The sequence below is a fragment of the Nocardia transvalensis NBRC 15921 genome, assembly GCF_000308875.1.
Classification (GTDB): domain Bacteria; phylum Actinomycetota; class Actinomycetes; order Mycobacteriales; family Mycobacteriaceae; genus Nocardia; species Nocardia transvalensis.
Genome location: NZ_BAGL01000052.1, coordinates 99,143 through 114,126, shown reverse-complemented (window position 1 = coordinate 114,126; position 14,984 = coordinate 99,143). Strand labels below are relative to the sequence as shown.

Annotated in this window: 14 protein-coding genes; 9 read left to right on the top strand and 5 right to left on the bottom strand. The window is 66.3% G+C overall.

Features of this window, described 5'->3' with window-relative positions:
* Positions 1–88: 88 nt before the first annotated feature.
* The 5 genes from ON41_RS15805 to ON41_RS15785 all read left to right on the top strand — a co-directional run bounded on the left by ON41_RS15805 (position 89) and on the right by ON41_RS15785 (position 3,850).
* Entirely contained in the window at positions 89–946 is an 858-nt protein-coding gene (locus ON41_RS15805; protein ID WP_051161594.1) for an NmrA family NAD(P)-binding protein, read from the top strand.
* Between the two features lie 66 nt (positions 947–1,012).
* The gene (locus ON41_RS15800) at positions 1,013–1,798 is read left to right on the top strand and encodes a helix-turn-helix domain-containing protein (RefSeq protein ID WP_040748371.1); all 786 of its coding nucleotides are present in this window, start codon (positions 1,013–1,015) and stop codon (positions 1,796–1,798) included.
* A gap of 37 nt (positions 1,799–1,835) precedes the next feature.
* Positions 1,836–2,702, top strand: coding sequence for a fructosamine kinase family protein (locus tag ON41_RS15795; RefSeq protein WP_040748370.1), 867 nt, complete (start codon positions 1,836–1,838; stop codon positions 2,700–2,702).
* 180 nt (positions 2,703–2,882) lie between these two features.
* Positions 2,883–3,269 carry an SMU1112c/YaeR family gloxylase I-like metalloprotein gene (gene gloA2 / locus ON41_RS15790; RefSeq protein ID WP_040748369.1) on the top strand — a complete coding sequence of 129 codons (387 nt, stop codon included), beginning with the start codon at positions 2,883–2,885 and terminating at the stop codon, positions 3,267–3,269.
* A gap of 89 nt (positions 3,270–3,358) precedes the next feature.
* Complete coding sequence (locus ON41_RS15785) at positions 3,359–3,850, top strand: peptidylprolyl isomerase (protein WP_040748368.1); 492 nt, start codon at positions 3,359–3,361, stop codon at positions 3,848–3,850.
* A gap of 57 nt (positions 3,851–3,907) precedes the next feature.
* On the opposite strand, the gene ON41_RS15780 is transcribed toward ON41_RS15785, so the two are convergent.
* From ON41_RS15780 to ON41_RS15770, 3 genes are all read right to left on the bottom strand, one after another.
* Positions 3,908–4,402 carry a phosphoribosyltransferase gene (locus tag ON41_RS15780; RefSeq protein WP_040748367.1) on the bottom strand — a complete coding sequence of 165 codons (495 nt, stop codon included), beginning with the start codon at positions 4,400–4,402 and terminating at the stop codon, positions 3,908–3,910.
* Between the two features lie 84 nt (positions 4,403–4,486).
* Positions 4,487–4,924, bottom strand: a complete 438-nt coding sequence (locus ON41_RS15775) for an Rv1443c family protein (protein WP_051161592.1) — start codon at positions 4,922–4,924, stop codon at positions 4,487–4,489.
* Between the two features lie 162 nt (positions 4,925–5,086).
* Positions 5,087–5,452 (bottom strand): MerR family transcriptional regulator, encoded by a 366-nt coding sequence (locus ON41_RS15770; RefSeq protein ID WP_040748365.1) that lies wholly within the window; start codon positions 5,450–5,452, stop codon positions 5,087–5,089.
* Between the two features lie 1,295 nt (positions 5,453–6,747).
* On the opposite strand from ON41_RS15770, the gene ON41_RS39045 reads away from it, so the two are divergent.
* The gene (locus ON41_RS39045) at positions 6,748–8,124 is read left to right on the top strand and encodes a DUF4328 domain-containing protein (RefSeq protein WP_157185487.1); all 1,377 of its coding nucleotides are present in this window, start codon (positions 6,748–6,750) and stop codon (positions 8,122–8,124) included.
* Between the two features lie 85 nt (positions 8,125–8,209).
* Here ON41_RS39045 and ON41_RS15760 read toward each other — a convergent pair whose 3' ends face one another.
* A complete protein-coding gene (locus ON41_RS15760; protein WP_040748364.1) occupies positions 8,210–9,292 on the bottom strand; it encodes a saccharopine dehydrogenase NADP-binding domain-containing protein in 1,083 nt (360 codons plus the stop codon).
* Between the two features lie 88 nt (positions 9,293–9,380).
* Here ON41_RS15760 and ON41_RS15755 point away from each other — a divergent pair, with 88 nt between their 5' ends.
* The 3 genes from ON41_RS15755 (at position 9,381) to ON41_RS15745 (ending at position 14,387) form a co-directional block, all read left to right on the top strand.
* Entirely contained in the window at positions 9,381–9,944 is a 564-nt protein-coding gene (locus ON41_RS15755) for a TetR/AcrR family transcriptional regulator (RefSeq protein WP_040748363.1), read from the top strand.
* 506 nt (positions 9,945–10,450) lie between these two features.
* On the top strand, positions 10,451–13,150 hold the full coding sequence (locus ON41_RS40285) for a tetratricopeptide repeat protein (RefSeq protein ID WP_083905379.1): 2,700 nt from the start codon (positions 10,451–10,453) through the stop codon (positions 13,148–13,150).
* A 448-nt stretch (positions 13,151–13,598) separates the two neighbouring features.
* Positions 13,599–14,387, top strand: coding sequence for a helix-turn-helix transcriptional regulator (locus tag ON41_RS15745; protein ID WP_246829538.1), 789 nt, complete (start codon positions 13,599–13,601; stop codon positions 14,385–14,387).
* On the opposite strand, the gene ON41_RS15740 is transcribed toward ON41_RS15745, so the two are convergent.
* Positions 14,325–14,978, bottom strand: coding sequence for a metal-dependent hydrolase (locus tag ON41_RS15740; protein WP_246829537.1), 654 nt, complete (start codon positions 14,976–14,978; stop codon positions 14,325–14,327). The two genes, ON41_RS15745 and ON41_RS15740, sit on opposite strands and share 63 nt — an antisense overlap.
* Between the last annotated feature and the right edge of the window lie 6 nt (positions 14,979–14,984).

The following is a 14,984-nucleotide window of genomic DNA, read 5'->3' as shown; positions in this document are numbered from 1 at the left end:
TGTCCTGCGCACGGAATCGACCCCCTATCGGCCCCGCGGCCCGCGCGAAACACCCTGTGTGCCATACGGCGACCGGTACCGTGAACGGATGGAGCCGGTACTGGTCACGGGCGCCGCCGGGGGACTGCAGGGCTCGACGGGTCGCCATCTCACCGCCCTGCTGCTGGGCCGCGGCATCCCCGTGCGCGCCCTCGTGCACACCGACGACGTACGCGCCGCGCCGCTGCGCGCCCTGGGCGCCGAGGTCGTCGTCGGCGACCTCCGCGATATCGCCATCACCCGCGCCGCCCTCGACGGCGTCGGCCGCGCCTACTTCACCTACCCGGTCGTCGACGGATTGGTCGATGCCGCGGGCGCATTCGCCGTCGCCGCGCGCGACGCCGGGGTGCACCGGGTGGTCGCCGTCTCGCAGCTGGCCGCAGGCCCGCAGGCCCTCACCCCGCGCATGCGCCAGCACTGGGTCGCCGAACAGGTCCTGGACTGGGCCGGTATCGGGGCGGTGCATCTGCGGGCCGCCGTCTTCCACGAGAACCTCGCCCTGATCGCCGACACCGGCGACGCCACCCGCCTGGCCCTTCCGATGGGTCCGGAGACGACCGTGGTGCCGCTGATCGCCGCGGTCGACGTGGCCCGGGTCGCCGCGGGCCTGCTCGCGGCCGCGGACCGCCCGGCCGATCCGGTCATGCTGCTGACGGGCGACGTTCTCGCCATCGGCGAGGCCGCCCGCCTGCTCGGCCGCTCCTACATCGACGTCCCGCCGCCGCAGTGGCACAGCTGGGCGCTCGACTTCTACGGTTCCGCCCACGCCGCCGACCATCTGTCGAAACTGTGGGAGATCTTCCGCCTCCTCGGCGAGGGCACGGGCCTCTACCAGGTCACGCCCGATATCGAGAAGTACGGTGGCCATCCGCCGACCAGCCTGGCCCAGTTCGCCGCCCATCGCTGACCGCCGGGATTGCCATTACCTCGTAGGTAATCGGCACACCGCACGCGTCTCCGTACGATCGAGCACGTGCAAACCCAGACCGCAGGCGACCTGCTCCGGCATTGGCGGGTGACTCGCCGCCTCAGCCAGCTGGAACTGGCCGGCCGCGCCGAGACCTCCGCCCGCCACCTCAGCTTCATCGAGACCGGGCGCGCCACACCCAGCCGCCAGATGGTCCTGCACCTGTCGGAGGAGTTGGAAATCCCACTGCGCGAACGGAATCGGGTGTTGCTCGCCGCGGGGTACGCACCCGTCTACGCCGAGCCCGGATTGGATACGCCGCAGATGGAGCCCGTCCGCACCGCCATGCGCCAGATCCTGGTGGGCCACGAACCGCACCCCGCGCTGGCCGTCGACATGCACTGGAACATGGTCGACGCCAACGCCAGCGCCGGGCTGTTCCTGCAGGACATCCCCGCCGAACTGCTCGCCCCGCCGGTCAACGCGCTGCGGCTGAGCCTGCATCCCGACGGCCTGGCGCCCCGGATCGTGAACCTCGCCGAATGGCGCGGGCACCTGTTCGAGCGCCTGCAACGCCAGCTCGAGATCACCGGTTCGCCGCACCTCGCCGAACTGCTCACAGAACTGCGCGGCTATCCCGGCGGCGAGCACGCGCCCGGTCTGCCCGAGCCCGAACAGGCCGTCGTCCCGCTCCGGTTGCGCCACAACGGCATCGAACTCGCGTTCCTGAGTGCCATGACGGTGTTCGGCACGCCCATGAACGTGACCGTCGCCGAACTGGCCATCGAATCGTTCTTCCCGGCCGATCCGGCCACCGCGGAGTACATGCGCACCAACGCGCCCACCGGATGACACCGCACCGGCGGGCCGCGCGGGCACAATCGAGAGCATGATCGATGCGGCGGCCCGCGTGCGTGACCTGCTCGGAGTGCCGGTGGCGGGGGTTTCGGACCTCGGCCGCAGTCACGCGTGGACGCTGCATCGCGTTCGCCTCGACGACGGCCGCGACGTCTTCGTGAAAGCGGCGGAGGGAGCGCGCAATCCGGAGATCGGCGAGATGCTGCACGCCGAGGCGGCCGGACTCCGCTGGTTGGGGGAGGGCCTCGACAACGGCCTGGTGCCGCCGGTGCTTGCCGGTGACGACACCACGCTGGTCCTGCCGTGGCTGGAATCGGCCGCCCCGGGCGCGGCGGCGGCCGAGGCGTTCGGGCGCGATCTGGCGCGGCTGCACGCCCGCGCTCCCGAAGCCTTCGGCGCGCCCTGGCCCGGCTTCATCGCCACTGTGCCGCAAGACAATACGCCGACGACGGGGGAGTGGGGCCCGTGGTACGCCGAGCGCCGCTTGGCGCCCTTGCTCTCGGCCGCGGCGCCGGCCCTGGGGGAGCGGGGCGTGCGGCTCGTCGAGCGGGTCATGGCCGATATCGGCGCGCTGGCCGGTGATCCGGAGCCGCCGAGCCGGATTCACGGCGATCTGTGGTCGGGCAATCTCGTCTGGACCGCGGACGGCGTGCGGCTGATCGACCCCGCCGCACACGGCGGCCACCGGGAAACCGATCTGGCCATGCTCGCGCTGTTCGGTGCGCCCCATCTCGACCGTATTCGCGCCGCCTATCACGAGGCGGTGCCGCTGCCGCGCGGGTGGCGGGACCGAATTCCGTTGCACCAGCTGTATCCGCTGCTCGTCCACGTGGTGCTGTTCGGGAGTTCGTATCGCGAGATGACCATCGACGCGGCGGAATCGGCGTTGGGCGGGTGAGCGATTCGCTGGTCTTGCATCCTCGATCGGCTGGTTGAAAAATACCTAAATTTAGATATGCGCATCTAACCATGTATCTCCGGCTGTGTCGGAGAATTACGGCTCGGTGTGGTTGCGTCTAGAGACGCACGGAGGAGAGGGGCGGCCGTCCGGCCGTGGTGGTCGGCTAGCGTCGGGGTCATGGACCTGCTGCGGATTCACCACGCGGCGATCATCGCCTCCGACTACGCGCGGTCGAAGGCGTTCTACGTCGACGTGCTGGGCCTGCGGGTGCTGGCGGAGAACTACCGGGCCGAACGGCGCTCGTACAAGCTGGATCTCGCGCTGCCGGACGGCGGTCAGGTGGAGCTGTTCTCGTTCCCGGATCCGCCGGCGCGGGTGTCGCGGCCGGAGGCGTGCGGGCTGCGGCACGTGGCCTTCGCGGTCGCCGATCTCGACGCGGCACTGGCGGAGCTGCGGGGTAAGGGCGTGCGGACCGAGGAGGTGCGGGTCGACGAGTACACGGGGAGGCGGTTCGCGTTCTTCGCCGATCCGGACGATCTGCCGCTGGAGCTGTACGAGGCGTGAGCCGGGCGTGACCAGGCCGAAGATGGTGCCGAGGAAGGTGATTCCGGTCCGCCAGCCCGCCGCTCGAACGGCTCCCATACGATGACCGGATGACCAAAGTGCTGCTGAACACTTCAGCCGGGGACATCACTCTCGAGCTCGACGAGACGAAGGCGCCGAAGACGGTGGCGAACTTCGTCGACTACGTGAAGGCCGGTCATTACGACGGGACCATCTTCCACCGGGTGATCCCGAACTTCATGGTGCAGGGCGGCGGCATGACCGCCGACATGCAGCAGAAGCCGGCCCCGAACCGCGTGGAGAACGAGGCGAACAACGGACTCAAGAACAACAAGTACACGGTGGCGATGGCGCGCACCTCCGATCCGCATTCGGCGAGCGCGCAGTTCTTCATCAACACCTCGGACAACGATTTCCTGAACTACCCGGGCCAGGACGGTTTCGGCTACGCGGTGTTCGGTCAGGTCGTGGACGGTACGGCCGTGGTCGACTCGATCGCGGGCGTGCGCACCGGTTCGCGGGCGGGCCACCAGGACGTGCCGATCGACCCGATCACCATCCTGTCGGCCCAGCTGGCCTGACCGTAAGTACGGTGAAGGCGGCCGCCCACTCCGGTGGCGCGGCCGCCTTCGGTGTTCTCAGGCGTCCAGGACGCGGGCGGCCCGGCTGGTGACGGGCGGCTGCACCGACCACGGGAAGTTGATCCAGCGATCGGTCCGCTTCCACACGTATTCGCAGTCGACCTCGGACCGCGGCTTCTGGTAGACCACCGCGCATCGCACCTCGGCGACCTTCCCGGCGCAGAAGTCCCGCACGAGTTTCAGCGTCGCACCCGTATCCGCGACATCGTCCGCGACGAGCACGTGCGCCCCGGCGAGATCGACGGCCTGCGGCACGGGCGGCAGCATGACCGGCAGATCGAGCCGCTGATCGACCCCGGTATAGAACTCGACATTCATCACGTGCAGGTTCTTCACGTCGAGCGCGTAACCGAGCGCCCCGGCCACGAACAACCCACCCCGCGCGATGGACAGAATCAGATCCGGCTCGAACCCGTCCTTCGCAACCTGTTCGGCCAGTTCCCGACTCGCCGACCCGAACAGCTCCCAGCTGAGCTCTTCCCGATCCGACATCCGCGCCCCTTCCGTAACCGTTGGAACGAACGTAGACCACCTCCGCTCCGAGGAATGCGCCGCCGGGACTTCGGCCCTCGGGTTTCAGGCGAGAATTCGTGTGAGTGTCCGCCAGCGGCGGTGACGGTGACGGAACATCAGCCGGATGAACAGACGAGTGACCGCTCCGCGCAGTCCGTCCTCGGTTTCGATCTCGTCGGTGTAGCGGCACCGGCGTTCGTCGATCGGAGTGAACGTGAGGTGGTGGTTCCAGGTACGCACGGGCCCACCGTGTTCGTTGGTGTAGATCTCGGTGTCGCCGAGGCGAACCAGAGTCAGATGGTGTGTCCATGCGGGGATGATTCCGAACCACCACAGTCGAGCCGAAACGCTGATTCCCGGTTCGACGTGCTCGGGGAAGTCCATGGCGGGCACCCGCAGGATCGGCCGGACCACGTACTTGAACAGTTCGGGTTTCAGCGCGAGCGCGCACGCCGCTTCGGCCGGAATCGGAAGCTCGGTTGTTAGGGTCACCTTACTCACGAGGCGATCATCGTCGATGCTCGACGTCTGGGCAAGGGCCCGGAATCCGTTGCGGATGTCACCTGCTGGCCGGTGGCTTACGTGACCGGAACACCTCGCTCCGCGCCAGGAAGTCGCAGCCGCGCCCGCGTGGGCACTTCGCGGTGGCCGCAGTGCGGGTGATCAGCGGTGCGGGTGCTGTGATTCGCGCTCGTCGAGGGCGTGTTGCAGGGTGGCGTTGAGGGCTTGGGCCTCGGTGAGCTGATCTTCGAGGATCACGATCCGGCAGGCCCCTTCCAGGGAATTGCCGGCGTCGATCAGCTCGCGCACCCGCGCGGCGATCCGCAGCTGGTAGCGCGAGTAGCGGCGATGCCCGCCCGCGGAACGTTGCGGGGCCAGCAGGCGCGCGGCGTCGAGGCTGCGCAGGAATGCCTGGGTGACGCCGAGGATCTCCGCCGCGCGGCCCATGCTGTAGGCGGGGAAGTCCTCGTCATCGAGCCTGTCGGTCCCCCCGGCGCCGCCGGGGGGAGTGGTATCGGGTTGCTGCACAACACCTCTCAGGATTTGGAGACGACGACGGGCCCCGGCGCGAGTGCGCCGGGGCCGGGGATCCGTGTGTACGAAAGGGTCAACTGTTCACCGGTCCTCGGAGACCGGTGGCGTACAACCGCACCCGATGCTTTCTCGGGTCGCGGAACAGACTGAGGACCACTCAGTGGGCCACCACCTCCAAACGCGCCGGGTCCTGCTTGCGAAGGTCTTCACTGTGCTACGCCCCCGTCCCCCTCCGGCGGCGGTCCAGGCCACGGGGGGTTTGGCCGGATTCTCGTCTGCGCCGGAAGGGGAAGGGCGTACCGCATACCAGGCAGTTCACCTGCCCAGCCACTCGATCTCTCTCTCTTCAATGACAGTGAAGTTACACACCGGAACCTCCAATGTCTAGAGCTTCGACTACAGATTTTCGGCATCATGCGGAGCGCTTCGCCGCAGTCGCGCGCAGGGCACACGATCGGCTGGTCGCCCCCACGCCGCGCTGGCGCACCTTGGCCGGCGCCCGCCCCCGCTTCCCACCCCGAAACCCGTCTACCTATGTGAAAGCGCCCGTACCGACAGCCGAAAATCTATCGTGTCGGGTGTAGACATTCGCTGAAGGCCGTTATAGAGTCGCTCTCGTTCGAATGAAGGAAAGTTCAGAAGCCGGGAGGTGAACTGCCCGGGAGAAGGAAGTTTCACCGTCCCCTTCCGGCGGATGACGGATAGACCCGGTGCACGTTGGCCGGACCTGCCGGAAGGGGACGAAGCACCATCGAACAATCGAGTTCGTAAGCACCGAGGAAGGCGGCGTTCCAGGAGGTGGTCACTGAGTAGTGATTTATCGGTTCCGCATCCCGGGATGCATCGGATGCGGTGTCACAGCGGCCCTGACGGGCCGCTGAAGCAATGCGATTTTCCCCTTTCTTCGTAGATCTCAGGCCCCGGCGCACCAGTGCCGGGGCCTGTCGGCGTTGACTCGAAAGGTCTTGTGCAACAACATCACTCTGTTCCCGTTGGCGGCTCCAGTACCGCGGTGTCTTCGGTTGGGGGACCGAGGGTATCCCGCCGTGGTGGCGGGCTGCCCGGTAGGTGACGGGAGCCTGTCGCGCCATTGCGGGGAGGTCGGTGGAGGTTCTCGCTTCCCGTGCTTGGCGAGTGAAACCTCTACGTGCGTGCCATGATCCAACTGCGTCGGCGACGGGCCGTTGCGCAGCGATGGGGTGGGGCCGATGACGACATCGAGTACCGACGGTGTTTCGTCGGCGCATGTGGGGCAGGTGCGCCCACTGCGAGCGCTGGGTTTCTGGACGGTGGCATTGCTCGCCGCGGCTGTCGCGACGCAGGTCGTGCAGACAGTCGCGGCCTGGTGGTCCTATCGGAGCATGGCGGGTCATCACGTGAGCGGCGCGCTGCTGGTACGCCGGGAACGGGCGTGGCTGGCGGTCTACGGTGTGACCACCGCACTGACGCTGCTTGCGATGTCGGCCGCGGGTGTCGTCCTGCTGGTGTGGTTGTGGCGGGCTCGGCGCAACAGCGAGGCGCTGTGCGCGGCGCGGCATCGGCTGCCGATCGGGTGGGTGATCGGCGGCTGGTTCTGTCCAATCGTCAATGTCTGGTTTCCGGCGCTCATCGTCGCCGACGTCCTGCGCGCCAGTGATCCACGGACCCCGTCGAATGCCCGGGACCTGCGTGGCCGCTCGGTCGGTGTGCTGGTCGTCGCGTGGTGGCTGGGATGGCTGGCCACGCTGTCGTTGCTCTGGGCGGTCCGGCAGAGCGGCGGCGGCAATGCTTTTCGTGCCTCGGCCGATCTCGATTCGGGCCGGTTCACCTCCGGGTTCTCCGGTGTGGCTGCCCTGCTCATCACGGCGAGCACCGTATCGGCCGCCGTCACGGCGGTGTGTCTGGCCGCGCTGATCAGGAGAGTCGATCACTGGCAACGGAGCCGTGCTCGTCCGCCACGGCCGGAGCGGTATCGCGGTGGCATGCCCGCCCCCGCGCCGGTGCCGACGCAGGGAGCACTTGTGCCGGTTTCGAGCCCGGCGATTCCGGCGGCCGGCGAGGCGACCCTCCCGCGGGCCGAAGCCGGTTCGCGGGGACGTCATGGCGTCCTGCTGGCCGCGATCATCGTGGTCGCGGGGGTCGGTGCGGTCGTCATCGGTGTCGTCCTCGCTGCGGCGCTGGGGACCGGTCCGCAGCCTGCCACATCCGGATCCGTGGCGACGTCGACGGCGACGCGGGCGCGACCGACGCCCGTCATGGCAACGCAGACCCGTCAGCGCATCGCCGATATGTTTCCCGGGCTCGCTCCGGTCGATGCGGACGCCCTCCATGGCAACGGCCTAGGATGCAGCGCTTCGGTTTCTGACGGCATCGACACTGTCCACTGCTCCCCGCAGTGGCTGACCGCCGGGGCGCTCCGATACTCCTTGTCCTGCAATGCGACTCCGACGGTTTACCGCGAGCAGTATCCGTTCCAGAGCGACGACCGCTACTTCCGCCGGGAATCGTTCCAGCGTCCTTCCGGTACTGGCTACCTGCGGATATCGACTTCGGACCGGGACGAAGGCGCTGGCCTGTACGTCTACTTCGATGAGATGCCGCGCGCCGCATGCGGACTGATGGTCAGCTGGCGCGGGCACAACGGTGCCGACATCGTGAACCAGTGGTGGCCGACAGCACCCCTGTGATCCGCGGCGGGGGTGCCGGTGCTGGTGCGGTGGGCTTCTCGAGGACCGGTGCGCTGTGCGGCGTGGCGGTTCTTTGCCGTGATGGTCAGGCCAGGGCCTCGTCCACGAAGTCGGCTCCGGCAGCGGTGGCAAGGTCCGGGCCGAGGGCGGCGGCCGGGGTGTGCGCGCCGGGCCGTCCATTACCCGCGGCGAGCTGGAGCGCGGTCTGAGCGGCGACGGCAGAGGTGAATTCCATTGCGTCGCCGGCCCGCAGCCAGCCGTCGCGGGCGGTGCCGTCGGGCCAGGTGATGACGGCGTGGCCCCAGGTGTGGGGACGGGGGCGTGGGGCAGCCTTGGTTTTGATTCCGGCCATCCGGCCGATCGCGAAGGTCCGCACCGTCCGGATCCGCAGGATCGCCGAGAGCAGCGGCAGGACCGCCCGAACGGCGAGCGAGGCGGGAATGAGGCCGGAGGTCGCCGACACCGAGGGAGCTCCACTGACCCGATGCGCGGCGATGAGCTCACCGGAGGGCACACCGACCGAGGACATGCGCTCCCCGTCGGGCAGGGTCAGGCGTTGTACTTCCGCGCCGAGGCGGGTCTTGACCAGCCGGCCACCGTCGTAGCGGCGACCACCCATCGCGAAGCTGTCCACGATACTGGCGGCAAGGGCGGGGCCCAGCACTCCTTCCTCGACGGCGGCCGAGGCGAAGGTGTCCACCCGGACCCGGCTCGGCACGGGACGGTTCTCACACAGGCGTGCCACGATCGCCTCGGTGCCGACGACGCCGAATCCCGCACCGGTCACCAGGGTGCTTCCCGCGGCGACGGCCTCGTCGTGCAGGGCGAACAGGCGATGGAAGGCGGCTGGGTCGTTGGCCTGGTCGAGGTAGTGGCCGCCCGGCATGCAGGCGCGGGCAAGCGGTACGGCGGTCTCGGCGTAGTCGCCGATGGTGTTGACGACCACGGCGGGCCGCTGCCGGGTGATCTCGGCCGCCATGGCCTCCGCCCCCGACGCGACGACGATCTTCGCCTCGGCGTCGAGCCCGAGGTCGGCGGCCGCGGTGCGCAGCCGACCGGCATCGCGCCCGACCAGCACGGGGACGGCCCCGGCCGCCGTGAGCTGCGCCGCGACGGCCCGCCCGACCCTTCCGGTGGCTCCGAGAACCCAGATCTCACCTTGCGCCATGTCTTCTCCATCGTGTGATGTCTCATTGTGTCATCACGACGATAGCATCGATGTCACAGTGAGTCATCGCGATGGGTAGGATGCGAGCATGGCACGGTGGGACCCTGGAGCGCCGGAACGTTTGCGACAGGCGGCGTTGGACCTGTTCGACGAGCACGGCTACGACGCTGTGACGGTGACGCACATCGCGGAGCGGGCCGGGCTGACCCGGCGGACCTTCCACCGGTACTTCGCAGACAAGCGGGAGATTCTTTTCGCCGGCTCCGAGCGGCTTCCGGCCGCCGTGTCCGAGGCGGTCCTCGCCGCGGATCCCGAGCTTGCGCCACTACCGGCGGCGCTGTCGGCCCTTCGCGAGGTCGGTGTGGCGGTCAGCGGAATGGCCGCCGAGTCCGGGCGACGCAGAGCGATCATCGAGTCCAGTACGGAGCTGCTGGAACGCGAGCGGAGCAAGTCGGCAGCGGTCACCGCCGCGCTCCGGGACGCCCTGCGACAGCGCGGGGCCGAGCCCACCGAGGCACACCTCACCGCGCGAGTGGCCTCGATCATTTCCGAGGAGGCGTTCGGTCGCTGGGCCAACGGCGAGGGCGCCTTCCCCGACTGTTTCGACGCCGCCGAGGCCGTGCTCCATGCGGTGCTGGCCGGAAACACCTGAGCCGCCGCCGTACAGCTCGCGGGCGCCCGCATCGCGGTCTGCTGACTCACGCGAACTTGAGTGCGCGCTCATGCCGCTTATCGTGCGGGCTGGTCCGGGCCATGGGAGTGCGGAGTCAGCACCGCTCGCCGGGGTGAGATGTCAGTTACACACTGTGTCTGGTTTCCACGTGAACCGGCGGCTGCCGTGCTATAGCAGGGCGCCGTCAGTTGCCCAAAGAACGACGGTCACGGACACGGTCAGCGATGCAACACAGACGACCATCCGCCACGTGCTGCCCCAGTCCTTGATCGCATGGCGGACTGTCTTCCCGATCTCGACCCACATCGTTGTCTTCCTCCATCGGTCTTCAGCGCTATCGGCGCGGTCTTGTCGACCAGAGTGCACAGCTGCACAGATGTCCAAAACGGTTCGGACAACGAAAGTCTCCGAACGCAGGTCGGTGCACACATCTAGAATCGCGTCTCGGACGCCTGGACACTCACCGGACAGCACCATCCGCACCTATGGAGGATTTGGTGGCACCCCAATCGGTCGCAGCAGTCACTCGCGATGAGTTGACACTTGTACGGAATCTTGACGAGTTGGGGGACCTGATCGGACGGGCCTTGGCACACTCGAACCTGTCGTACCGAAAGGTCGAAGAGATTGCGAGCCGGATCAATGCCGAGAGGGATGGACGGCGTACCACTTTGAATAAATCCGTCGTCGGAGACATGCGCCAGGGACGTCGAATCAGTGAGGAACGGTTACGCCTGCTGTTGTTCATCTGCCAAGTTCCGCGAGATCAGCTGGCTGAATGGTTGGCCGCATTCCGCTGTGCCACCGGACAGGCGGTCCAAACAACATTGACGGTGTTCGGAAAGATTCCGGATGAACCCCAACACTACGTTGCTCGTGCGCAACTTCATGAGGTCTGCGAGGCGCTGAACGACACCACGGTCGTTACAATCGTGACTGGGATGCGTGGCGCCGGTAAAACACAGCTGGCAGCCGCGTACGCACGGCAGTTGGTCGCGTCGCGATCCGGATTGGTGGCATGGGTGAATGCCGAAACAGTCGACTCACTGATCAGCGACTACGCCGAAATAGCCGAGCGCCTAGGCATCTCAAAAGCCGGGTCCGATGCCGCGGCTTCCGCTCGTTGGTTGCGTGACCATCTGTCCACACACTCAAGCACGGGACTGCTTGTCCTCGACAACGCTTCGAACCTGGATGATCTTCGGCCATTCATCCCCTTCGGGGAGGGGCTATCTGTCGTCGTCACCACGACGAACCGCGCGTTCTGTCTTCTGGGCGTGACCGTGGATGCTGCGAACGGGTTCACCCGACAAGAGTCTGTTCAGTATTTGTGTAAGGCGACCGACATCGATGATCAGGAAGATGCTCATCTACTGGCAGAAGAGCTGGGCGACCTGCCTCTAGCGCTATCTGCGGCCGCTGCCACTATCAAGTCTCGCCACCTGTCATACTCGCGCTACTTGGAACTGTTGCGAATTCATCCTCTGCCGCGCGCACTGCGACGACGAGAAGGGCACGACCATCCCTATCGAGTCGATCAGGCGATCTTGTTGTCGATAGATACGGTCGAGTCGGCCAGCGAGGACATCGATCTGGACAATGCAGTGCGATGGACACTCGGCGTCATATCGATGCTTGATCCGTCGGGCGTGCCGAGAGAACTGCTCAACACCTCGGAAATACATTCCGAGCTACTCATCGAAGAGGCATTGGAACGATGTGTGCAGGGATCACTACTGCTGTGGTCGGCCAGCGACGACGTTGTGACGATGCATAGACTTACTGCACGCGTCGTGCGAGAACGCGCCGCCGTATCGACCGAAACTATCGACATACTCGTGGGGGATGCTCTCGGAATCATTGAACCGTACTTGCCAACAACGGACGAACTATGGAGCTACCGTGACCTTGTAATCCACCTCGCCGATCAGGTCGAGTCGATTTGGACGACTGGACTTCCTGACCTGGCGAGCGCCGAACTGAGGACGCGATCCCTCACCGCCCGTCGGTGGGTCTGCAGACAATTGCTTGACACTGCCGATACTGCGCGGACAGCACGTCTCACGGCTACGGCGCTGGCAGACCACGAACGACTGCTGGGGCCGGATCATACCGACACCGACATCACTCGGAGCTTCGCGGCCCACGCGCAACTCGGCATCGGTCGACCGGCTGAGGCGGTCGCGCTATACGAGGCATCATCGAGGATCCGCGACCTTGCGAGCGATGATCCCCAAGTTCTCTCTGCACGAAATAATCTCGCCGTCGCATATCAAGACATCGGCCTCACCGAGAAGGCGATTGCAATACACGAAGAGCTGGTTGCGGCATGGATTCGAATCCATGGAAACGAGCATCCCGAGGTTTTATTAGCACGGAACAACCTCGCTCATTCGTATAACGCTGCTGGCCGCGAGTCTGACGCGTTCGCATTATACGCAGAAAATCTGCGGGAGTCGATCCGCGTTCTTGGCCATGAGCATCCCGACGTAGTCCTCTACCGCAACAACTTTGCCACCGTTTGCGTCTCGGTCGGGGGTGCATCCGAAGCAGTGGATCTACATCGGCAGAACTTATCTGTATCCGAGCGAATTTTCGGAAATGACCATCCCAGCACACTCACCTGCCGCCGCAATCTTGTCATGGCCTACAGCTCGGCAAGCCACTTGGACCAGGCGCTCGAACTCGGAAAATCGAATCTTGACGAGGCGGTGAGCGTTCTTGGACCCGAGCACGTCGACGTACTAGGAGCCCGGAATGACCTCGCTTACGTCTACTGTCAATTGGATCGCGTCGACGTAGCAATCGAGCTCTACCAGCGGAATCTCTGCGAAGCAGAACGAATACTCGGTGATGGATACCCACTCACGCAGCATTACCGCGACCGCTTGGCCGACGCCTATATCCTGGCGGATCGCTACGCCGAGGCTGTAGCCGAACGCGAGAAAAACCTTGCGCACCGGATCCGCCGCTTGGACGCGACTCATCCGAACGTTCTCGACAACACGGAGAACCTCGTTTTCGCGTACGTGCTGAACAGGCAGCATGGCAAGGCTATTTCACTTGCCGAATCAAGCTTGGACGATTGTGTCCGGGTATTAGGCGGTGATCATGTCCAAGCATTGCGGTGTCGAAGACTTCTGGTGCTGGCCAACAAGGCCGTCGCTACCGATCCCAGGAAGTGATCTCAGGGTCGCTCCTGGAATCGGCGAGGTGGCGGATGCGCTTGAGCAATCGACGAGTGGAACCAATAACCGACGCTCTCAAGAAGGTCGTCAACGTCATAATCTTGGGTCCGTCAGCGGCTCTCCCGTATGAGCACAGTCCTCAGCTTCGGAGCAGCCATTCTCCTCCCTCCGGTCGGACTACCAGTCAATGCCCAGTCTCGGATACTATCGATCACTTTCAGAATGCCGTGTCCGCGAGCCCTCACTGCCGAGAAGTTTCCGCGTCTGCCGGGTGTGACCTCAGTTGCGCAGCGCAACTGCCAATTGCGTGATACTCGCTCACCGCGACCCGAGGTGACATGTGGGGCAGCACTCGCGACGCGGGATCATGTCGGTCTGCATTGGCTAGAGGATCGTCCGCCAGGTTCCGGCCATCGATAGTGCAGAGCGGCTACCACTTGCTGGGGTGAGCGTCGACTACTACATCCGTCTGGAGCAAGGGCGCGATACCACTCCGAGCCTCGCCGTGCTGGATGCGCTCGCCACGGCGCTGTGGCTGACCGCGGACGAGCGCGATCACCTCATCGATCTGGCTCGGGCGGTGGCGGATAGGCGCGAGGTGTCGCGGCCGGTGCACGCGGCGCCGCGTGCTGGACTGGTGCTGTTGCTGGAGTCGGTGCGCCCGACACCGGCGTTCGTCCTCGATCGGGTGAGTAATCTGCTCGCCGCCAATCCCGAAGGGCTGCGGTTGCTGTCCGGGATGACGGCGTGGGAACCGGGGCGCCGCAATCTGATTCGGTACGTGATCACCGATCCCGCGGCGCGGACGGTCTTCGAGGACTGGCAGGGCATGGCGCGGGACTGCGTGGCGCATCTGCGCACGGTGCAGGGCGGCGATCCGGCGGATCCGGGGCTGGCGGCGCTGACCACGGAATTGTGCGCTGCCAGTGCCGAGTTCGACGAACTGTGGGCGCACTACGAGGTGCGCACCAAGCGCGGATCGCGGCGGGCGTTCCGGCATCCCGCCGTCGGCCGTATGGAGCTGACCTCCGAGATTCTCACCGCCCCGGACGGTCAGCGGGTCGTCGCGTTCCAGGCCGCGCCGGACGGCCCGGACCGCGACGCGGTGGCCCTGCTGGTCGGCGTAGCCGTCCCCAGTCCGCGCACGGCCGGAGCGAATGCGGAGGTACGCCTAGGGCTGGTGGATGACGATGTACCACAGCAGGGCGAGGGTGCCGAGCACGAAAAGCGGTGAGATCACCCAGGTTTCGACCTTGTTGCCGGTGCGATCGATGATCGGCACGCTGATGCGCAGCTTCAGCGGCCACAGCAGGCGGCAGCCGTGGTCGGTGAGGCAGTCGCCGAGCAGATGGGCGAGGGCGCCCAGTCCGACGCAGAACGGCAGCCAGGAGGGTTTGTCGGAGAGCCAGTGATCCATGGCGAAGGTGCCCGCGACCGCGAGCACCGTGACGGAGAAATAGGACCGGAATCCCTCCCCGGGCGGGCAGAGGTTCAGCGCCCGCAGGGCGAGCGCCAGCAGGAAGAACACCAGCCCGAGGGTGAACCAGCGGCCGATCCAGTGTTCGCCGGCCCAGGTGCCCAGGGCGGCCAGGACGACGAAGGCGAGTGAGTGGGTGGCGTGGCGGTGCCCGCCCGACACCGTGGAGATGATCTTGCAGGCCACATGCGAAATCGGCCCCAGCACATGCGAAATCGTCCCGTTCGGATGGTCGGCGTCCGGGAGGAGGGCCGCGCCCGCGGTGAGGAAGGTACCCATCAGCAGGTCGACGGTTCCGAGATCGCCGTTCTGGAGCACGGGGTAGGTGAGCACCGAAAGCGGAAGCACCGCAGC